This is a genomic window from Burkholderia sp. MSMB0856 (assembly GCF_001524645.2).
Taxonomy (GTDB): domain Bacteria; phylum Pseudomonadota; class Gammaproteobacteria; order Burkholderiales; family Burkholderiaceae; genus Burkholderia; species Burkholderia diffusa.
In genome coordinates, this window is sequence record NZ_CP013428.1 from 2,203,743 (window position 1) to 2,223,483 (window position 19,741).

16 protein-coding genes are annotated in these 19,741 nt (G+C 67.4%); 7 read left to right on the forward strand and 9 right to left on the reverse strand.

The genetic code is table 11. The features are described from left to right. The first annotated feature begins 79 nt into the window (after nucleotides 1–79). The gene (ceoR, locus tag WS87_RS27475) at nucleotides 80–1,084 is read left to right on the forward strand and encodes a putative multidrug efflux transcriptional regulator CeoR (RefSeq protein WP_059692278.1); all 1,005 of its coding nucleotides are present in this window, start codon (nucleotides 80–82) and stop codon (nucleotides 1,082–1,084) included. A gap of 417 nt (nucleotides 1,085–1,501) precedes the next feature. Next, nucleotides 1,502–1,795 carry a DUF4148 domain-containing protein gene (locus tag WS87_RS27480; protein WP_059528494.1) on the forward strand — a complete coding sequence of 98 codons (294 nt, stop codon included), beginning with the start codon at nucleotides 1,502–1,504 and terminating at the stop codon, nucleotides 1,793–1,795. 231 nt (nucleotides 1,796–2,026) lie between these two features. Here the strand turns inward: WS87_RS27480 and WS87_RS27485 are convergent, their stop codons facing one another. From WS87_RS27485 to selD, 3 genes are all read right to left on the reverse strand, one after another. Further along, nucleotides 2,027–3,106 carry a purine-nucleoside phosphorylase gene (locus WS87_RS27485; RefSeq protein ID WP_059528497.1) on the reverse strand — a complete coding sequence of 360 codons (1,080 nt, stop codon included), beginning with the start codon at nucleotides 3,104–3,106 and terminating at the stop codon, nucleotides 2,027–2,029. 235 nt (nucleotides 3,107–3,341) lie between these two features. Next, nucleotides 3,342–3,938: a LysE family translocator gene (locus WS87_RS27490; protein WP_059814928.1), complete on the reverse strand. Its 597-nt coding sequence runs from the start codon at nucleotides 3,936–3,938 to the stop codon at nucleotides 3,342–3,344. A gap of 70 nt (nucleotides 3,939–4,008) precedes the next feature. Beyond that, nucleotides 4,009–5,073: a selenide, water dikinase SelD gene (selD, locus tag WS87_RS27495; protein ID WP_082750537.1), complete on the reverse strand. Its 1,065-nt coding sequence runs from the start codon at nucleotides 5,071–5,073 to the stop codon at nucleotides 4,009–4,011. A gap of 113 nt (nucleotides 5,074–5,186) precedes the next feature. Between selD and WS87_RS27500 the strand changes: the two genes are divergently transcribed. Further along, nucleotides 5,187–6,023: a DMT family transporter gene (locus WS87_RS27500; protein WP_059814936.1), complete on the forward strand. Its 837-nt coding sequence runs from the start codon at nucleotides 5,187–5,189 to the stop codon at nucleotides 6,021–6,023. A 96-nt stretch (nucleotides 6,024–6,119) separates the two neighbouring features. Here WS87_RS27500 and pdxR read toward each other — a convergent pair whose 3' ends face one another. Further along, a complete protein-coding gene (gene pdxR / locus WS87_RS27505) occupies nucleotides 6,120–7,628 on the reverse strand; it encodes a MocR-like pyridoxine biosynthesis transcription factor PdxR (RefSeq protein WP_059814939.1) in 1,509 nt (502 codons plus the stop codon). A 126-nt stretch (nucleotides 7,629–7,754) separates the two neighbouring features. On the opposite strand from pdxR, the gene WS87_RS27510 reads away from it, so the two are divergent. Beyond that, nucleotides 7,755–9,038 carry a 4-aminobutyrate--2-oxoglutarate transaminase gene (locus WS87_RS27510; protein ID WP_107938225.1) on the forward strand — a complete coding sequence of 428 codons (1,284 nt, stop codon included), beginning with the start codon at nucleotides 7,755–7,757 and terminating at the stop codon, nucleotides 9,036–9,038. An 89-nt stretch (nucleotides 9,039–9,127) separates the two neighbouring features. Beyond that, nucleotides 9,128–10,597 carry an NADP-dependent succinate-semialdehyde dehydrogenase gene (gene gabD, locus WS87_RS27515; protein ID WP_044845770.1) on the forward strand — a complete coding sequence of 490 codons (1,470 nt, stop codon included), beginning with the start codon at nucleotides 9,128–9,130 and terminating at the stop codon, nucleotides 10,595–10,597. A 117-nt stretch (nucleotides 10,598–10,714) separates the two neighbouring features. Here the strand turns inward: gabD and WS87_RS27520 are convergent, their stop codons facing one another. Together WS87_RS27520 and WS87_RS27525 are read right to left on the reverse strand one after the other, a co-directional pair. Next, nucleotides 10,715–12,259, reverse strand: coding sequence for a methyl-accepting chemotaxis protein (locus tag WS87_RS27520; protein WP_059814946.1), 1,545 nt, complete (start codon nucleotides 12,257–12,259; stop codon nucleotides 10,715–10,717). Between the two features lie 396 nt (nucleotides 12,260–12,655). Then, nucleotides 12,656–14,200, reverse strand: coding sequence for a methyl-accepting chemotaxis protein (locus tag WS87_RS27525; protein ID WP_059814949.1), 1,545 nt, complete (start codon nucleotides 14,198–14,200; stop codon nucleotides 12,656–12,658). 533 nt (nucleotides 14,201–14,733) lie between these two features. Between WS87_RS27525 and WS87_RS27530 the strand changes: the two genes are divergently transcribed. Next, nucleotides 14,734–15,213 carry a DUF523 domain-containing protein gene (locus WS87_RS27530; RefSeq protein WP_059815247.1) on the forward strand — a complete coding sequence of 160 codons (480 nt, stop codon included), beginning with the start codon at nucleotides 14,734–14,736 and terminating at the stop codon, nucleotides 15,211–15,213. A 98-nt stretch (nucleotides 15,214–15,311) separates the two neighbouring features. Here the strand turns inward: WS87_RS27530 and pcaF are convergent, their stop codons facing one another. Further along, the gene (gene pcaF, locus WS87_RS27535; protein ID WP_059599074.1) at nucleotides 15,312–16,514 is read right to left on the reverse strand and encodes a 3-oxoadipyl-CoA thiolase; all 1,203 of its coding nucleotides are present in this window, start codon (nucleotides 16,512–16,514) and stop codon (nucleotides 15,312–15,314) included. A gap of 227 nt (nucleotides 16,515–16,741) precedes the next feature. On the opposite strand from pcaF, the gene WS87_RS27540 reads away from it, so the two are divergent. Continuing rightward, nucleotides 16,742–17,530, forward strand: coding sequence for an IclR family transcriptional regulator (locus WS87_RS27540; protein ID WP_059528522.1), 789 nt, complete (start codon nucleotides 16,742–16,744; stop codon nucleotides 17,528–17,530). 160 nt (nucleotides 17,531–17,690) lie between these two features. Here the strand turns inward: WS87_RS27540 and WS87_RS27545 are convergent, their stop codons facing one another. Together WS87_RS27545 and WS87_RS27550 are read right to left on the reverse strand one after the other, a co-directional pair. Then, nucleotides 17,691–18,806, reverse strand: a complete 1,116-nt coding sequence (locus WS87_RS27545) for a succinylglutamate desuccinylase/aspartoacylase family protein (protein ID WP_059814952.1) — start codon at nucleotides 18,804–18,806, stop codon at nucleotides 17,691–17,693. Between the two features lie 44 nt (nucleotides 18,807–18,850). Then, entirely contained in the window at nucleotides 18,851–19,603 is a 753-nt protein-coding gene (locus tag WS87_RS27550; protein WP_236873269.1) for a transporter substrate-binding domain-containing protein, read from the reverse strand. Nucleotides 19,604–19,741: the final 138 nt, after the last annotated feature.

A 19,741-nucleotide genomic window follows, 5' to 3' on the forward strand; every position in this document is an offset into this window, starting at 1 on the left:
CGAACAATCCCAGGCTGCGCCGCCTACAAAGCGGCGCAGCCTTCTTGTTCCGGCGGCAAATTAGATTGCGGAGGTTGTGATGGACCGGCTTCAGGCCATGCAGGTGTTTACTCGCGTCGTCGATACAAGCAGCTTCACCAAGGCAGCAGAAACGCTCAGCCTGCCGCGGGCATCCGTCACGACGATCATCCAGAATCTCGAAGCATTTCTCGGCGTGCGCCTGATGCACCGGACCACGCGCCGCTTGTCGCTGACGCCTGACGGCGCCGCGTACTACGAACGCTGCGTGCGGATCCTCGCCGATGTCGAGGAAACCGAAGCAAGCTTCCAGAACAACAACCGGAAGCCGCACGGAAAGTTGCGTATCGACATGCCGGGCTCGATCGGGCGGCTGCTCGTGATTCCGTCGCTGTGCGAATTCCACACGCGCTATCCGGACATCGACCTGCAACTCGGCCTGTCCGACCGACCGGTCGACCTGCTGCAGGAAGGCGTCGACTGCGTGATCCGCGTCGGTGCGCTGCAGGACTCGTCGCTCGTCGCGCGCCGCGTCGGCCTGTTCGAATGCGTGTCGGTGGCGTCGCCCGCGTATCTCGAGAAGCACGGCGAGCCGCACGCGATCGAGGACCTGGGCGACCACCGGGCCGTCAACTACTTCTCGAGCCGCACGGGCCGCACGATCGACTGGACCTTCCTCACGGACGGCAAGGAAGTCGAGGTCAAGATGAACGCGATCGTGTCGGTCAACGACGCCGATGCGTACGTGACCTGCGGGCTCGAAGGCTTCGGCCTGATCCAGCCGCCGTTGTTCATGGTGCTGCCGCACCTGCGCGACGGCCGGCTCAAGGAAGTGCTGCCCGGCCTGAAACCGCTGCCGATGCCGATCTCGGTCGTGTATCCGCACAGCCGGCACCTGTCGCCAAAGGTGCGCGTGTTCGTCGACTGGATCGCCGAAGTGTTCGACCGCTGCCCGCTGCTGAGCGGCAAGGGCAGCCTCGACGCGACGTGCAGCAAGCGCACGTTCGAGGAAGCCGAGCGCGCGCCGGCGCTCGACACGCCGGTCATCAACGAGTGGGTCGCGTAATCGTCTGAACCGCGGCGCGCGGGCTGTCCGGCTCGCGCGCCGTCCCGCCTTCGTGCCGCTGCGGTGTCGCCTTCGTGCCACCTTCCTCGCCGCGCACCTCGCCTTTTCCGAATCCGCATCACACCTTTTCGCCGCGTGTGGCAATGGTCCGCGCACGTCATTGCGCGAGCAGTGGTACACCGCCGCGAGGCCCGCTGCAGGCGGCTGCGGGCGATTTCGACATCCCCCTGACGACGTTGCGAATCGCGATTGTTCCTCGATCACGACAAATCAATTCGCGTCTGCCGCATTTATCGCGTCGGGACAGATACCTAGAGTAAACCCTGTCGCGCACCTCGTTGCGCATCGAACAGCCCCGTTTGACGGGACCGGAGCGAGCGCTCAGGCGCCAACTCCGACTAACACAGGAGTTACGTCATGAACCGCCGCCATCTTCTCTCCGCCGTCGCCCTCGCACTCGCCGTGTCCGCACCGGCCTTCGCCGATACGACCACCGCGCACGCCGGCGACTACGGCAACACGTCGTGGTACACGCAGCACAACGGCCCGCGCACGCGCGCCGAAGTCAGCGCCGAAGTCGAACAGGCACGCCGCGACGGCACGCTGGCCTGGCTGCGCAAGGCGAATTCGTATCCGCAAGGGCTCGAACTCGCGCAAGGCCCGTATCGCTCGATGCCGGAAAGCAACCAGCTCGCAGGCGGGGCCCGCTGAACGTCGGTAAACGCGCAACGCCGCGCAGCGGATGATCCACCGCGCGGCGTCGCGATACCGCCGTCCAACATTCGATTAGTCAGTTAGTTGCAGGAGTCTGTGATGAACGACCACCTTCCTTCGCCGCTCGATCATTGGGACGACACCACGCCGGTGTGGACGCCGTTCCGTTCCGCGCCGCAATCGCATTGACTACTTTCGCGCCGACGTCTCGTCGACAGCGTGCGCCCGTCAACGGCGCGGCACGCCGTCGCGCCATTCGCCCCAGTGCGTGACGATGTCCTGCACGAGCGGATTGCCGGCGCGATACAGGTTTTCGGTCGCCGGCGCGAAACCGCCCTGATCCGCGTAGTTCAGCAGGTTGTCCGCGCTCGTCTGCCCCGCATACGGCCGGTCGAAATCGGAGCCCGTGCGCAGCACCGCGACGCGCGACAGGTCGACCCGCTTCACGCTCGCCGCGCGCTTGAGCGCTTCGTACGTCGCGTTGTCTTCCTGCGCAGTCATGCAGTAGGTGCCCTTGCCGTCGGTGAGGATCTTCGTCCACTGACGCGCGCGCTCGCCGATCAGCGTGCCCGAGAACCACGTATTGCCCGATGACGTGTCGCACTGGATCACCGTCGGCGGCCGGTTCGCCGGCGCATACGTGAACTTCGCGCGCGCGGCCTGCGCCTGCGCGCTGTCGGCGAGCACGACGTTGCGCGAGAGCGCATACGCCGCGTCCGTCAGCTGCGGGTTGAGCTGGAATACTTCGGTGCGGTAGTCGAGCGGCGGCTTGTCGTTCGGGCTCTTCGTATTGATACCGAGAAAGCCGGTGTTCCAGCCGGCCGGAATCTCGCGCGCATCGAGTTCCCACTGCAGGCTGAAGTCGACCAGATATTTCGACCAGGCGGCGGAACCGACCGTGCCTTGCGCGGGGTCGACGCCCGCGATGCCCGACACGAGGAAATACGTGCGGCGCAGGTCGAAGCGCTGCGAGAACGTGAGCGCCATGATCGTCGCGGAGGCGTTCGCGTAGCCCATGCCGGTCGTCACCACGCACACGTCCTGCTTGTTGCAGTGAACGGCCGGATAGTCGGGCGACAGGCCGGGCACGGTGATGTCGCGCCACGGGCCGAGCCGGTCGAGCCATGCCTGGCCCTCCGGACCGAACATCGTGATGATCATGACCTTGACCGGGCGGCCCTGTGCACCGGTCTCGGCGAATGCAGCATTGCCCGCGTCGTTGCCCTGGTGATCCTGCGCGATCGACGGCGCGGTCGCACAGGCGGCAAGCGAGAATGCAGCGGCGGAAAGGATGGAGCGAGTCAGCATCGGCGTTCCTTGTTTCGGTGATGTTGGGTGAGAACGGCTCTCGGAGACTGCGCGAGGGAGTATAGAACGCGCGTGTGCGATGCGGAACCCGGCTACGAAACGGCCCGCGGCATTCGATCACGCGGTTCGTGTGCGCGTGGTTCGAACGATATCCGACAAAAAATCAGGAATGCCATTCGATTGGGCGACGCGACATCGCCGCTATCGATCGTGACCGGCGACGGCATTCGATTCGCTAAACGCGCAGCATCCCCGCGACGCCATAACCGAGCACGACGAGCGCCGCCAGCACATGGCTTGCCACGAGCCATCGGGGCGACTTCACGATGCGCCCGATCGCGCTGCCGCCGAATGCGAACACGAGTTGTCCGGCGAGACTGCCGGCAAACACGCACGCGGCGCCGAGCAGCCAGTGCCGGTGCGCGCCGGCTGCGGCGGTGGCGGTGGCATAGCCATAAAACAGCAGGATGGTCAGCGGATTCGCGAGCGTGACGACGAACATCGACGTGAACGGGCGCGTGCCCGGCGGCGGGGCGGCGCCATCCAGCGTGCGGCGCCGATCCTTCAGCGCCTGCCACAGCATGCGTGCGCCCATGGCGAGCAGCACGAGCGCACCGACGAAGCGGAACAGCGGCAGGTAAGACGCGAGCGTGCTCGCGAGCATCGCGCCGAGCGTGAACGCGACGAGCGCATAGCAGCCGTCGGCCGACGCCACGCCGACCGCCGCGCGCACGCCGCTCGCGGTGCCGGCGCGCATCCCGTGGTTCGCGATCATCAGCGCGACGGGCCCGACCGACAATGCGATCGTCAGCCCGAACAGGAAATCGTTCATCGGTCGTCGATGCCGTCGAGGGAAGGCATCGATTCTTCCGACCGACAGCGATCCGCGATAAGGAAACGCGTCAGGCGACGTCGACGCGCGCGGGGCCGTCCACCATCTCGCCGATCACGGCCGCGCGATCGAAACCGTCGGCGCGGAAGCACGCGAGCACGTCGTCGACTGCGTCCGGCGCGCACGCGACCAGCAGGCCGCCGGATGTCTGCGGGTCGGTCAGCAGCGCCTGCGCGACCGTCGGCAGCCCGTCGGCGAGCCGCACGTCGGCGCCATACGCCGCCCAGTTGCGGCCCGATGCGCCGGTGAACACGCCGTCGGCGACGAACGCCTCGACGCCCGCCAGCCACGGCAGCGACGCGTAATGCACGCGTGCGGTGAGATTCGCGCCGCGCGCGAGTTCGAGCGTGTGGCCGAGCAGCCCGAAGCCCGTGACGTCGGTCAACGCATGCACGCCCGGCAGCGCGGCGAGTTCGGCACCCGGCCGGTTCAGCTTGGTGGTCGTCGCAACCATCTGCGCGTAGCCCGCGTCGTCGAGCTGATTCTTCTTCAGCGCGGCCGACAGCACGCCGACGCCGAGCGGCTTGCCGAGCACGAGCACGTCGCCCGCGCGCGCGGCCGCGTTGCGCTTCACGCGCGACGGATGCACGACGCCGATCGCCGCGAGCCCGTAGATCGGCTCGACCGAATCGATCGAGTGGCCGCCCGCGACCGGAATGCCGGCATCCGCGCACACCGATTCGCCGCCGCGCAGCACGGCCGCGATCGTCTCGTGCGGCAGCACGTTGATCGGCATCCCGACCAGCGCGAGCGCGAGAATCGGCTTGCCGCCCATCGCGTAGACGTCGGACAGCGCGTTGGTTGCCGCGATGCGGCCGAAGTCGAACGGATCGTCGACGATCGGCATGAAGAAGTCCGTGGTCGCGACGATCGCCTGCTCGTCGTTCAGCCGGTAGACGGCCGCGTCGTCGGAGGTCTCGGTGCCAACCAGCAGGTCCGGGAACAGCGCCGGCGGCGTGGCTCGCTTCAGCAGTTCGGACAACACGCCCGGCGCGATCTTGCAGCCGCAGCCGCCGCCGTGGGACAGGCTCGTGAGGCGCGGAACGGCGGGCGGGGTGAGGGTGGCTTCGGTCATCGTCGGCATCCGGTAAATAACAACGCTCCATTATCGACAATTCCGCGCGAGCGCGCCGGATACCCACATAATTGACGGCGCTCGCCGCTCCCCTCCCGTCCGCGCCTTCGTTCATGGATCACCTGTTCATCGGTCTCGTGCTGTGCTCCGCGTTGCTGCACGCGATCTGGAATGCCTTCCTCCATGTCAGCGAAGACCGGCTCGTCCAGCTCGGCACGATGTCGCTGCCGTATCTCGCGTTCGGCATCGCAGGCACCGTGCTGCTGCCCGCGCCGGCGCCCGCCGCCTGGCCATATGTCGCGGCGTCGGCGGTGCTCGAGGTCGCGTACTGCTTCACGCTGGCGCGCGCGTACCGCAACGGCGAGTTCGGGCAGATCTATCCGATCGCGCGCGGGATTTCGCCGCTGCTCGTGTCGGTGCTGGCGCTCGCGATGCTGCACGAGCGGCCGACGCCGTTCGGCTTCGCGGGCATCGCGCTCGTGTCGCTCGGCATCATGTCGCTCGCGCTGCGGCGCGGCTTCCGGTTCTCCGGCGAAGGCGTGCCGTATGCGCTGCTCACGGGTGTGTTCATCGCCGCGTATTCAATCTGCGACGGGATCGGCTCGCGCGTGTCCGGCAGCGCGCTCGGCTACATCGCGTGGGTGTATCTGCTGTGGAGCGTGCCGCAGCTCGTGCTCGTCTGCGTGCTGCGCGGCGGCCCGCGCGCGGTGCTCGCGTCGCGCACCGCGCTCACGCAGGGCGCGATCGCCGGCACGATCTCGCTCACCGCATACGGGATCGTGATCCTCGCGTACCGGCACCTGCCGGTCGCGACGGTGTCGGCGCTGCGCGAGACGAGCTCGATCTTCGCGGTCGCGATCGGCTGGTTCGTGATGCGCGAGCGGCCCGGCGCGCAGCGGCTCGCCGCGTGTGTGCTGGTGGTCGCGGGCGCGGTGTTGATTCGGCTGTAGCGCATGCCGACGATCGGTTCGCACCGCGCGGGCGATCGTTGGCTCACCTGTCGACGGCCCGCCCCGCAGCGCGCGCATGCCGCCGTGCCGTTCCCGTCAGACCGTCGCGACGACCTGGTCGAACGCCCGTTCGTCGATCGCCTCGGCGAGCGTCGCGAACGCGGTCGCGATCTCGTCCTCCGGCACGCACGCATAACCGAGCAGCAAGCCCGACGCCGCACGTTCGCGCTGCGCGTAATAGCCGGACAACGGCCGCACGACGATGTTGCGTTCGAGCGCGGCCTGCGCGACCGCGCGATCGTCGACACCGTCCGGGAGCCGCGTGACGAGATGCAGCCCCGCGTCGCTGCCGAGCGCCTGCAGCGTGTCGCCGTAGCGGCGCGCGACCGCATCGAGCAGCACCTCGCGGCGCTGCCCGTACAGCGTGCGCATCTTGCGGATATGCGACACGAAGTGCCCTTCCGCGATGAACTCCGCGAGCACCGCCTGCTGCAACAACTGACCTTCGCGATACAGCTCGGCGCTCGCGGTCGCGAAACTCTCCGCGAGCGGCTCCGGCGCGACGAGATACCCGACCCGCAGCCCCGGGAACAGCGTCTTGCCGAAGCTGCCGACGTAGATCACCTGCCCGGCCGTATCGAGCCCCTGCAGCGACGCGAGCGGCCGGCTGCCGTAACGGAATTCGCTGTCGTAGTCGTCCTCGATGATCCAGCAGCCGTGCTGGCGCGCGTATTCGAGCAGCATCCGCCGCCGCGCGAGGCTCATCACCATCCCGAGCGGATACTGATGCGACGGCGTGACGAGCATCAGCTTCGGCGGCTCGGCGAGATCAGCGGCCGACGGCGCGATCCCTTCGTCGTCGACCGGAATCGGCCGCGTGGTGAGCCCCGACACGTTCAGCACGCTGCGCACGCCCCAGTAGCACGGATCCTCGGTCCAGATCGCGTCGCCCGGATCGGTCAGCAGCCGCACCGCGAGGTCGATCGACTGGTGGATCCCGGTCGTGATCACGATCTGCTCGGGCGTGCAGCGCACCGAGCGCGACGTGCGCAGATAGTCGGCCAGCGCCTCGCGCAACAGCGCGAGCCCGCCGCCCGGCGCGTAGGTCAGCAGGTCCGGGCGCAGGCGCCGCCAATACTTGTTGTGCAGCCGCGTCCACGCGCGCGCCGGAAATCGCGACACATCGGGCACGCCCGGCATGAACGCGCCGCCCTGGCGCTTCGACACGCCCGCGCCTTCGACGAGCCGCGTGCCGCGCGAGGACAGCCGCCGCGCGGAAGCAGGCACCACCGCCGGCCCGGCGCCCGCGTCGGCCGGCGCGCCGACGATCTCGTCCGGCGCGCTGTCGGCGACGAACGTGCCGCGCCCCGTCGCCGAGTTCACGTAGCCTTCGAGCGAAAGCTGTTCGTAAACCTGCGTGACCGTGTTGCGGGCGATCCCGAGCTCCGCCGCCAGCAGCCGCGACGACGGCACGCGCGTGCCGGCCGGCAGTTCGCGCGACAGGATCGCCTGCTGCAGCAGGCGGTGCAGCTGCCGGTAGATCGGCTGTTCGCCGCCGCGCACGAGGCGCTGCGCCAGCCAGTCCGACAACACGCTTGCGCGCATGATTGGCTCCTGAATATTTATTGAAATGGCTCTGATTGCCAGAGCCAAATGTGATTATAGTCGCCTCCATGGGCTGCCAACGCGGCCGATTTTTATCCCACCGGGCAAAACATCAAGGAGATGACCGTGAAGAATGCCGACCTGCAGGCCCGCAAGAACGCCGCCACCCCGCGCGGCGTCGGCGTGATGTGTGATTTCTACGCAGCCCGCGCCGAGAACGCGGAGCTGTGGGATGTCGAAGGCCGTCGCTTCATCGATTTCGCCGCCGGCATCGCGGTGCTGAACACGGGCCACCGCCACCCGAAGATCGTCAAGGCGATCGCGGATCAGCTGAACAGCTTCACGCACACCGCTTACCAGATCGTCCCGTACGCGTCGTACGTCGAACTGGCCGAAAAGATCAATGCGCGCGCGCCGGGCGACTTCCCGAAGAAGACCGCGTTCTTCACGACCGGCGCCGAAGCCGTCGAAAACGCGATCAAGATCGCGCGCGCGGCAACCGGCCGTCCGGGCGTCATTGCGTTCTCGGGCGGCTTCCACGGCCGCACGATGATGGGCATGGCGCTGACCGGCAAGGTCGCCCCGTACAAGCTGAACTTCGGCCCGTTCCCGGGCGACGTGTTCCACGCACCGTACCCGAACGCGCTGCACGGCGTGACGACGGCCGACTCGATCAAGGCGATCGAGATGCTGTTCAAGGCCGACATCGATCCGAAGCGCGTCGCCGCGATCATCTTCGAACCGGTCCAGGGCGAAGGCGGCTTCAATCCGGCGCCGGCCGAATTCGTGCGCGCGCTGCGCAAGATCTGTAACGAGCACGGCATCCTGCTGATCGCCGACGAAGTGCAGACGGGCTTCGCGCGTACCGGCAAGCTGTTCGCGATGCAGCACTACGACGTGCTGGCCGACCTGATCACGATGGCGAAGAGCCTCGCGGGCGGCATGCCGCTGTCGGGCGTCGTCGGCCGTGCCGACGTGATGGACGCGGCTGCCCCCGGCGGCCTCGGCGGCACGTACGCGGGCAACCCGCTGGCCGTCGCGTCGGCGCACGCGGTGCTCGACATCATCGACGAAGAGAAGCTGTGCGAACGCGCGACGCAGCTCGGCGACGTGCTGAAGGCGAAGCTGAATTCGCTGCAGGCCGACGTGCCGCAGATCGCCGACGTGCGCGGCCCGGGCGCGATGATCGCGGTCGAGTTCCTGAAGCCGGGTTCGGGCGAGCCGGACGCGGAATTCACGAAGCGCGTGCAGGCGCGTGCGCTCGAGCGCGGGCTGCTGCTGCTCGTGTGCGGCGTGTACTCGAACGTCGTGCGCTTCCTGTTCCCGCTGACGATCCCGCAGGCCGTGTTCGACGAAGCGCTCGTGATCCTCGAGGAAGTGCTGAAGGAAACGGTCGGCGTGCCGGCCTGAGTTCCCGTCCGCTTCAATTGAATGCGCCGCCGCCGTCTTCGTGACGGCGGCGGCCGTTTCATCCGTCATTTTCAACGCAGGCGATTCATATGAGCACTGTTCAGGAAACCCTGGCACTGAAAGATCCGTCGCTGTTCCGCCAGCAGGCGTACGTCAACGGCGAATGGCAAGGCGCGGCGAACGGCGAGTCGTTCGAAGTCCGCAACCCGGCAACCGGCGGCCTGCTCGGCACCGTGCCGGCGATGGGCACGGCCGAGACGCGTCACGCGATCGAAGCCGCGAACGCCGCATGGCCGGCGTGGCGCAAGAAGACCGCGAAGGAACGCGCGGCGATCCTGCGCAAGTGGCACGACCTGATGATGGAAAACGCCGACGACCTCGCGCTGATCCTGACGACCGAGCAGGGCAAGTCGCTGGCCGAGGCGAAGGGCGAGATCGGCTACGCGGCGTCGTTCCTCGAGTGGTTCGCGGAGGAAGGCAAGCGCGTGTACGGCGACACGATCCCGACGCCGGCGAGCGACAAGCGCATCGTCGTGACGAAGGAAGCGATCGGCGTGTGCGCGGCGATCACGCCGTGGAACTTCCCGGCGGCGATGATCACCCGCAAGGTCGGCCCGGCGCTCGCGGCAGGCTGCCCGATCGTCGTGAAGCCGGCTGAAGCGACGCCGTTCTCGGCCCTCGCGATGGCCGTGCTGGCCGAGCGCGCGGGCGTGCCGGCCGGCGTGTTCAGCGTCGTCACGGGCGACCCGAAGGCGATCGGCGGCGAACTGACGTCTAACCCGATCGTGCGCAAGCTGTCGTTTACCGGCTCGACGCCGGTCGGCCGCCTGCTGATGTCGCAATGCGCGGCGACGGTCAAGAAAGTGTCGCTGGAGCTCGGCGGCAACGCGCCGTTCATCGTGTTCGACGACGCCGATCTCGATGCGGCCGTGCAGGGCGCGATCGCGTCGAAGTACCGCAACAGCGGCCAGACGTGCGTGTGCACGAACCGCTTCTATGTGCACGAAGCCGTGTACGACCAGTTCGCGCAGAAGCTCGCGGCGGCGGTCGGCCAGCTGAAGGTCGGTCGCGGCACGGAGCCGGGCGTCACGCAAGGCCCGCTGATCAACGAAGCGGCCGTGCTGAAGGTCGAGGCACACATCGAGGACGCGCTCGCGAAGGGCGCGACCGTCGTGACGGGCGGCAAGCGCCACGCGCTCGGCCACGGCTTCTTCGAGCCGACCGTGCTGACGGGCGTCACGCCGGCGATGAAGGTCGCGAAGGAAGAGACGTTCGGGCCGCTCGCGCCGCTGTTCAAGTTCGGCAGCGACGACGAGGTGATCCGCCTCGCGAACGACACCGAGTTCGGTCTCGCCGCGTATTTCTACAGCCGCGACATCGGTCGCGTGTGGAAGGTCGCCGAGGCGCTCGAATACGGGATGGTCGGCGTCAACACGGGCCTGATCTCGAACGAAGTCGCGCCGTTCGGCGGCGTCAAGCAGTCGGGCCTCGGCCGCGAAGGCTCGCACTACGGCATCGACGATTACGTCGTGATCAAGTACCTCTGTCTCGCCGTCTGACGGTTCGGGGCCTGTCGCGTCCGTGACAGGCCCTGACCGCCCGGCCGGAACCGGGCGGTCCCGACGCGGGCCGGCGCCCCTCTCCGCCGCGCCCGCGTCACCTCCCTCCCCCCGCCTTCAACGAAACACGTTCACCGCATCGACGAGCCGCGTCGCCTGCTGCTTCAGGCTTTCGGACGCCGCCGCGCTCTGCTCGACCAGCGCCGCGTTCTGCTGCGTGATGTTGTCCAGATGCACGACCGCCTGGTCGACCTGCGCGACGCCCGTGCTCTGTTCCGCCGTCGACGAGCTGATCTCCGCGATCAGGTCCGACACGCGCTTCACCTGCGTGACGATGTCCTCCATCGTCTTGCCCGCGCCGTCGACGATCCGTGCGCCCGACTCGACCCGCTCGACGCTCGCGCCGATCAGCGTCTTGATCTCCTTCGCCGCGTTCGCGCTGCGCTGCGCGAGCGCCCGCACTTCACCGGCGACCACCGCGAAGCCGCGCCCCTGATCGCCCGCGCGCGCCGCCTCGACCGCCGCGTTCAGCGCGAGGATGTTGGTCTGGAACGCGATGCCGTCGATCACGCCGATGATGTCGGAAATCTTGCGCGAACTCGCCGTGATGTCGTTCATCGTCGTCACGACCTCGCTCACCGCCTGCCCGCCGCGCTCGGCCGCCTCGCTCGCGGAAACCGACAACTGGTTCGCCTGCAGCGCCGTCTCCGCATTGCTCGACACCGTGGCCGTCATCTCGGCCATCGACGCGGCCGTCTGCTGCACGCTGGTCGACGCCTGCTCGGTGCGCGCGCTCAGGTCGTTGTTGCCCTGCGCGATCTCGTTGCTCGCGCGCTGCACGTTGTGCACCTGCTCGCTGACGTCGTCGACGAGCCAGCGGAACATCAGCCCGAGCTGGTTGATCGTGCGCAGCGTCATGCCGATCTCGTCGACGCGGTTCATCGCCACGCCGGTGCGGCTCTCGCCGGTCGCGACGCGCAACGCCTGGTCACGCAGCTGCATCAGCGGCCGCGCGATCTGCGCATCGAGCCACAGGCCGGCGGCCACCGACACGCCGGCCGTCGCGGCGGCGAACGCCGCGAGCCCGCCGCCGGCCAGCCCGCATGCCCAGCCCGCGCCGACGACGGCCGGCGCCAGCACGCACAGCGTCGAATGCAAACGCGCGCGCACCGACATCATCTGGAACAGCGACGCGACGCGCATCAGCCCGGTCCGGACGATCAATCCCTTGTGGAAACGGCGATTGCCGGCCTTGCCTTCGCGGAACGCGCGATACAGCGCGTCGGCCGCCGCGATCTCGTCGCGCGTCGCCTTCGTGCGCACCGACATGTAGCCGGTCGGCTGCCCGTTGCGCATCACCGGCACCGTATTCGAACGGACCCAGTAGTGATCGCCGTTCTTGCGGCGATTCTTTACCAGTGCGGTCCATGGTTCGCCGTTCTTCAGCGTCGCCCACATGTCGGCGAACGCTTCCTTCGGCATATCCGGATGCCGCACGATGTTGTGCGGCTGACCTTCGATTTCCTCGGGGGAAAATCCGCTGACCTGAATGAACGCGGCATTCGCGTATTTGATGTAACTGTCCGCGTCGGTGGTCGACATCAGCGTCGCGTCATCGGGGAATTCGAATTCGCGTTGCGTGACAGGCTGGTTATTGCGCATGGTGTGGAGTTCCCGGTTGCGAATCTTGTGTCCGCTTGTGGATTGGATCGAGACCGTACGCATCGCGGCTGTCCCGCATGCGTTCGGTCACACTCCTGCGCTTTCGGCAAATCCGGCGAAAACATTATGCCGGCTGCGGGTAAATATGCATTAATTTCGCATCATCTTGATTCAGCCGAAAACTTTGTTTATACGTGAATCAAAAAACCCGTTTTATCAAATACTTTGCCGTCAATTGTCAGATCAATGTAAACATATCCTCCGCCCGGATTAGTGAATAAATCCGGGTTCGGAAATGAGAATCCCTCTCGTTCGATACATTCGAATCGAATCGGAAAGCCGGGATTTAACCGGCTCGCCGCGACGGAACGCGCAGACGCCCGCGCCCCCCGCCGATTACCGAAACACGTTTACCGCATCGACGAGCCGCGTCGCCTGCTGCTTCAGGCTTTCCGACGCCGCCGCGCTCTGCTCGACCAGCGCCGCGTTCTGCTGCGTGATGTTGTCCAGATGCACGACTGCCTGATCCACTTGCGCGACGCCCGTGCTCTGTTCCACCGTCGACGAGCTGATTTCCGCGATCAGGTCCGACACGCGTTTCACCTGCGTGACGATGTCCTCCATCGTTCTGCCCGCATCGTCGACCCGGCGCGCGCCCGACTCGACCCGCTCGACGCTCGCGCCGATCAGCGTCTTGATTTCCTTCGCCGCGTTCGCGCTGCGCTGCGCGAGCGCCCGCACCTCGCCGGCGACCACCGCGAAGCCGCGCCCCTGTTCGCCCGCGCGCGCCGCCTCGACCGCCGCGTTCAGCGCAAGGATGTTGGTCTGAAACGCGATGCCGTCGATCACGCCGATGATGTCGGAAATCTTGCGCGAACTCGCCGTGATGTCGTTCATCGTCGTCACGACCTCGCTCACCGCCTGCCCGCCGCGCTCGGCCGCCTCGCTCGCGGAAACCGACAACTGGTTCGCCTGCAGCGCCGTCTCCGCATTGCTCGACACCGTGGCCGTCATCTCGGCCATCGACGCGGCCGTCTGCTGCACGCTGGTCGACGCCTGCTCGGTGCGCGCGCTCAGGTCGTTGTTGCCCTGCGCGATCTCGTTGCTCGCGCGCTGCACGTTGTGCACCTGCTCGCTGACGTCGTCGACGAGCCAGCGGAACATCAGCCCGAGCTGGTTGATCGTGCGCAGCGTCATGCCGATCTCGTCGACGCGGTTCATCCGCACGCCGCGGCGGCTTTCGCCGGTCGCGACGTTCAGTGCCTGGTCGTGCAGCCGTTTCAGCGGACGCACGATCTGCGCATCGAGCCACAGGCCGGCGGCCACCGACACGCCGGCCGTCGCGGCGGCAAACGCCGCCAGCCCGCCGCCGGCCAGCCCGCATGCCCAGCCCGCACCGACGACGGCCGGCGCCAGCACGCACAGCGCCGAATGCACGCGCGCGCGCACCGACATCGTCTGCGGCAGCGACACGATCCGCATCAGCCCGCTCCGGACGATCAATCCCTTGTGGAAACGGCGATTGCCGGCCTTGCCTTCACGGAACGCGCGATACAGCGCGTCGGTGGCCGCGATCTCGTCGCGCGGTGCCTTCGTGCGCACCGACAGGTAACCGTGCGGCACGCCGTCGCGCATCACCGGCACCGCGTTCGCGCGCACCCAGTAATGATCGCCGTTCCGGCGACGGTTCTTCACGAGCGCGGTCCACGGCTCACCGCTCTTCAACGTCGCCCACATGTCGGCGAACGCCTCCTTCGGCATATCGGGGTGCCGCACGACGTTGTGCGGCTGACCGACGAGTTCGTCGTTCGAGAAGCCGCTCACGTATTCGAACGTCGTGTTCGCGTACGTGATGATGCTGTCGGCATCGGTGGTCGACATCAGCGTGACGTCGTCGGGAAATTCGAATTCTTGTTGGGTGATAGGTTGGTTGTTGCGCATGCAAGGCTCCGAAAGGCGGATCCGTCTGCGGGATCCGCGCGGCGCGAAAATCACGCTCAGTAGCCGAAAAACGGTTTATCGCTTTACGACGGTCTCGTCCTTACTGTCGGCAATCACCGGGAAATCCTGAGTCCGAAAGCGCCGGAAAATTCGAATTCCGTCGTCGACATGATTTCGATCAAGTAATGCCGCGATAATTGCATCCAGCGCTTTGCGGATACGGCCCGATGCTTTGCTGGATTACGTCAGGCGACGCATCGGTTCACATAACCATTGCGCACAGCGAAACGATTCAGTCTGCTCGGCTCCATTCGACCGGCATTTGAATTCGATGAAAAAATCCAGCAATCAATGGAATCGGTCGTGCCGGAATGCGGCGGCGGACATGCCGCTCGGTGCGAGATCCTCCGTCATCCGTACGCGCGCGAACGCAACCCGCGCGTAGAATTTCCGCTCGCTCAACACCGCCTGCTCGGAGAACGACATTGCACAACGCGTCGCGGCCACCGGCCTTGCCGAAGATCCTCGTCAGCATGTGCGTGCTCGGTCACCCCGTCCGTTACAACGGCTCGGCGAAGACCGCCGCGCATGAAACGCTCGCACGATGGCAGCGCGAAGGGCGCCTGGTGCCCGTGTGTCCGGAACTGGCAGGGGGATTGAGCGTGCCGCGACCGCCCGCCGAAATCGCGAATGGGGAATCAGGGCAACGCGTTCTGTCGGGTGCCGCGCGCATCGTCGACGTGCACGGCACCGACGCGACGGCGCCGTTCATCGACGGCGCGCGCACCGCGCTCGCGCTGGCACGCGCGCACGACTGCCGCTACGCGATCCTGGCGGACGGCAGCCCCTCGTGCGGAAGCAGTTTCATTTACGACGGGAGTTTTGCGGGCCGACGGCATGCCGGCGCCGGCGTGACGGCGGCGCTTCTGCGCCAGCATGGCATCGAGGTGTTCGCGGACACCGAGATCGACGCGCTCATCGCACGCCTCGCGCAACGAGCGCAAGCTGAATGACGATGTGGCCGGCACGACGATCGCGTGCCGGCCACACCGTTTGAAGCGGGAACCCGGTCAAGCGGCGTGAACTCCCGCCGCTCCCCCGGATGACGCGATCAGACGCGCTCGATCGCGATCGCGATGCCCTGGCCGACGCCGATGCACATCGTGCACAGCGCGAAGCGGCCGTTGGTGCGATGCAGCTGATACATCGCGGTCGTCACGAGGCGCGCGCCCGACGCGCCGAGCGGATGGCCGAGCGCGATCGCGCCGCCGTTCGGGTTCACGCGAGGATCGTCGTCGGCGACGCCCAGCATGCGCAGCACCGCGAGGCCCTGCGACGCGAACGCTTCGTTCAGCTCGATCACGTCGAACTGGTCGATCGTCATCCCGAGCCGGGCGAGCAGCTTCTGCGTGGCCGGCGCGGGGCCGATGCCCATCACGCGCGGCGCGACGCCGGCCGTCGCGATGCCGAGCACGCGCGCGCGCGGCGTCAGGCCGAAGCGCTTCGCGGTGGCTTCGTTCGCGAGCAGCAGCGCGGCAGCGCCGTCGTTGACGCCCGACGCGTTGCCGGCCGTCACCGAGCCGTCCGGACGCACGACGCCCTTCAGCTTCGCGAGCGTCTCGAGCGACGTTTCGCGCGGATGCTCGTCACGCGAAAAGACAACCGGATCGCCCTTCTTCTGCGGAATCGTGACCGGCACGATTTCCTCGGCGAGCGTGCCGTCCTGCTGCGCACGCGCGGCCTTCTGCTGGCTGCGCAGCGCGAACAGGTCCTGGTCGGCGCGGCTGATGTTGTAGTCGACCGCGACGTTCTCGGCCGTCTCCGGCATCGAATCGACGCCATGCAGCTGTTTCATCAGCGGATTGACGAAGCGCCAGCCGATCGTCGTGTCGTAGATGTCGGCCTGGCGCGCGAACGCGCTGGCGGCCTTGCCCATCACGAACGGCGCGCGCGTCATGCTTTCGACGCCGCCGGCCACCATCAGCGCGGCTTCGCCCGACTTGATCGCGCGCGCGGCCACGCCGACCGCGTCCATCCCGGAACCGCACAGGCGGTTGATCGTCGAACCCGGCACGCCCTCCGGCAGACCCGCGAGCAGCGCGGACATGCGCGCGACGTTGCGGTTGTCCTCGCCGGCCTGGTTCGCGCAGCCGTAGATCACGTCGTCGATCGCCGTCCAGTCGACGTCGCGGTTGCGCTCGACGAGCGCCTTGAGCGGCACCGCGCCGAGGTCGTCGGCGCGCACGCCGGACAGCGCGCCGCCGTAACGGCCGATCGGGGTACGAATCGCATCACACAGAAAAGCTTCGGTCATCAGTGTCTCCGGTCTCATGCAAGGCTGGGAAGTTAATGAAACGCGCCCCTTGCATTGCCCGCCGGGATGCGCTTAAATGTTCTATATACGAACATAAGATCGTGTATCGAACGTTCAACGCATCATAGGGAGTGCGGGGACGACCTGTCAAGCGCCCGGTCCGCGGTGCGGTTGGCGTGTCAGGCCCCATGCGCTATCTTCTCGGCTGCACGACAATCCGACCGTTCATGACAACCGAAGACATCCAGACGAAACCGGGCGACTCCTATGTGCAGTCGTTCGCGCGCGGCCTCGCGGTGATCCGCGCATTCGACGCCCAGCGCCCGGAGCAGACGCTCACCGAGGTCGCCTCGGCCACCGGGCTCACGCGCGCCGGCGCGCGCCGGATCCTGCTGACGCTGCAGACGCTCGGCTATGTCGAGGCCGACGGCCGGCTGTTCCGGCTCACGCCGAAGATCCTCGAACTCGGCTTCGCGTATCTCACGTCGATGCCGTTCTGGAGTCTCGCCGATCCGGTGATGGAGCAGCTGTCCGCGCAGATCCACGAAAGCTGCTCGGCCGCCGTGCTCGACCGCACCGAGATCGTCTACGTGCTGCGCGTGCCGACCCACAAGATCATGACGATCAACCTGTCGATCGGCAGCCGCCTGCCCGCGTACTGCACGTCGATGGGCCGTGTGCTGCTGTCCGCGCTCGACGACGCGGCGCTCGACGAAACGCTCGCTCAGAGCGGCATCCGCGCGCACACGCCGCGCACGATCACCGACATCGGCGAGCTGAAGGCGACGATCGCGCAGGTGCGTCAACAAGGCTGGGCCGTGGTCGACCAGGAACTCGAAGTGGGCTTGATGTCGATCTCGGCGCCGATCCGCAACCGGCGCGGGCAGGTGATCGCCGCGATGAACATCAGCGGCAACGCGCAGCGGCATACCGCGAAGCAGATGGTGAAGGAGTTTCTCGGGCCGCTGCAGCAGGCCGCGCAGACGGTGTCGGAACTGGTGGCACGGCGCGGGTAAGTGCACCGTGGGATGGCCGGACCAGTGCGACGGCCATTCGCGGACACAAAAAAACGGGGGGCACGTGGCCGCCCGTTCAATGCTCCGACTCTCCTGTAACGCCCGGTCAATTCAACAAGCACGACATTGCGCGGCGCCGCTCAGGCACCGTGCCCACCACTCACGCCCCGAGCAGCATCCCCGTGCGCACCGGCACCGTCCCCGTCACGCGGCCGAGCGGCGCACCGGCCGTCACGAAGCGGATCGCGCGGCGCATGTAGAACACGCCGTCGGTGCCGCTCGACACCGTCGTGATCGCGTCGGTCAGCGGATCGACGATGTCGAACAACGGATCGCCCGCACGAATCGTCGCGCCGATCGCCGCGCGGTGCACGAGAATCCCGCTCACCGGCGCGTAGAACTGCTCGCTGCCCGCGAGCGGCGTGGCCGGCGCGGCGAGCGGCGGCAGCGGCGTGCGCTCGCCACGCACCGCGCCGCACCACACCAGATAGTCGACGAGCGCCTCGGCGTCGCGCGCCGCGTATTCGTGCGTCACGTCGCGCTGGCCGCGGCATTCGACGGTCACGGCCACCGTGCCCGCCGCCATCGGCGTGCGTTCCGGCAGATGCTGCCGCAACTGCGTCCACAGCAGGTGATGCGCATCGTCGAACGCGTGGCCGCCGGAATCCTCGGCGAGCAGCGACACCTCCGCGCCGAGATAGCGCGCGAGCGGCTCGACCTGTGGCCATGCCTCGTCGCTCGTGTACACGTGCATCACCGCTTCGAGCGAGCAATGCAGGTCGATCACGACGTCCGCGTCGTGCGACAGCTTCAGCAACGCAAGCTGCAACGCGTCGAATTCGGTGCGCGGCGCGATCTCGCCGAGCGCCGCGCCGACGCATTCGCGCACGGTCGCGCGATTGCGTTCGGGATCCGCGCCGAGCCGGTCGCGCGCCCGCGCGGCGATGTCGGCGAGCGGCAGGAAGCCGCGATTGAAATTGCGCCCGCTCGCGAGATCGAACCGGCCGATGAATTGCCCGAGCAGATGGTGATTGAGCCCGATCGGGTTCGCGACCGGCACCAGCACGACCTCGGCCGCGAGCCGGCCGGCCGCGTCGAGCTGCGCGAGTCGCTGCTTGAGCGCGACGGCGGCGAGCATCGCGGGCGTCTCGTCCGCGTGCAGCGCGGCCTGCAGGTAGATCTTGCGGCCGGCGTCGGCCGGCCCGAAGTGAAAGCTCATCAGCGTGCGCTGCGTGCCGATCGACGGCGACAGGAGCGGCGTGGTGCGAATCTGCATCGAGGGTCCAGAATGAAAAATGCGAGGGAAACGGCGCGTTCGGCTCAGTCGCCGTATGGGTTGAAATCGAAGTACTGCTTCGCGATCCGCTCGTACGTGCCGTCCTTCAGCATTGATGCGATCGCGCCGTCGATCGACGCCTTGAGCGCCGTGTCCGACTGGCGCATTCCGATGCCGACACCGCGATCGCCCAGGTCGAGCGGCGCGCCGACGAACGCGAAGCCCTTGCCCTTCGGCTGGCGCAGGAATCCGTAGTCGGCTTCCACCGTGCCGAGCAGCGCGGCGTCGAGCCGGCCGTTGACGAGATCGGCGAACACGTCGTCCTGGCTCTTGTACGGCACCACGCCGACACCGGCCGGCGCCCAGTGCGCGAGCGCCCACGATTCGAACTGCGTGCCCGACTGCACGCCGACGCGCTTGCCGGCCAGCGACGCGGCCGTGCTGCCGAGCCCGCGCTCGGGCCGCGCGACGAGTCGCGACTTGAAACGAAACAGTTTCGACGAGAACAGGATCTGCTTCTCGCGCTTCTCGGTGATCGCCATCGACGACAGGATCGCGTCGATCTTGCGCGCCTGCAGCGCCGGGATCATCCCGGAGAATTCCAGCTCGACCCACTGGCAGCGCAATTGCGCACGGCGGCAGATCTCGTTGCCGAGATCGACGTCGAAGCCCTTCAGGCTGCCGTCGGGCGCCTTCGCGTCCATCGGCGGATAGGTCGGATCGATGCCGAGGCGCACCACATGCGCATCGAGCGCGTGCGCGGACGGCGCCGCGAAACCGATGCACAGGGAAGCCAGCGGAACGAGGAAGCGGCGGAAGCGAGGGAGGCGTGGCACGCGTTTCATGATCGACGGAAGGCGGGAAGTGGGACAACCGGCATGGGCCGGACTGCCTGCGATCGTAGTGCGCGCGCGTCGCCGCCGGAACGCGCGGCT

Bases quoted from the DNA above. Each gene is read 5' to 3' on its own strand.
- WS87_RS27520 (WP_059814946.1), bottom strand. From the start codon at position 12,259: ATGCGCAATAACCAGCCTGTCACGCAACGCGAATTCGAATTCCCCGAT.
- WS87_RS27500 (WP_059814936.1), top strand. From the start codon at position 5,187: ATGGATCACCTGTTCATCGGTCTCGTGCTGTGCTCCGCGTTGCTGCAC.
- selD (WP_082750537.1), bottom strand. From the start codon at position 5,073: ATGACCGAAGCCACCCTCACCCCGCCCGCCGTTCCGCGCCTCACGAGC.
- gabD (WP_044845770.1), top strand. From the start codon at position 9,128: ATGAGCACTGTTCAGGAAACCCTGGCACTGAAAGATCCGTCGCTGTTC.
- WS87_RS27480 (WP_059528494.1), top strand. From the start codon at position 1,502: ATGAACCGCCGCCATCTTCTCTCCGCCGTCGCCCTCGCACTCGCCGTG.
- WS87_RS27545 (WP_059814952.1), bottom strand. From the start codon at position 18,806: ATGCAGATTCGCACCACGCCGCTCCTGTCGCCGTCGATCGGCACGCAG.
- WS87_RS27540 (WP_059528522.1), top strand. From the start codon at position 16,742: ATGACAACCGAAGACATCCAGACGAAACCGGGCGACTCCTATGTGCAG.
- ceoR (WP_059692278.1), top strand. From the start codon at position 80: ATGGACCGGCTTCAGGCCATGCAGGTGTTTACTCGCGTCGTCGATACA.
- WS87_RS27490 (WP_059814928.1), bottom strand. From the start codon at position 3,938: ATGAACGATTTCCTGTTCGGGCTGACGATCGCATTGTCGGTCGGGCCC.
- WS87_RS27530 (WP_059815247.1), top strand. From the start codon at position 14,734: ATGTGCGTGCTCGGTCACCCCGTCCGTTACAACGGCTCGGCGAAGACC.
- WS87_RS27485 (WP_059528497.1), bottom strand. From the start codon at position 3,106: ATGCTGACTCGCTCCATCCTTTCCGCCGCTGCATTCTCGCTTGCCGCC.
- pdxR (WP_059814939.1), bottom strand. From the start codon at position 7,628: ATGCGCGCAAGCGTGTTGTCGGACTGGCTGGCGCAGCGCCTCGTGCGC.
- WS87_RS27525 (WP_059814949.1), bottom strand. From the start codon at position 14,200: ATGCGCAACAACCAACCTATCACCCAACAAGAATTCGAATTTCCCGAC.
- pcaF (WP_059599074.1), bottom strand. From the start codon at position 16,514: ATGACCGAAGCTTTTCTGTGTGATGCGATTCGTACCCCGATCGGCCGT.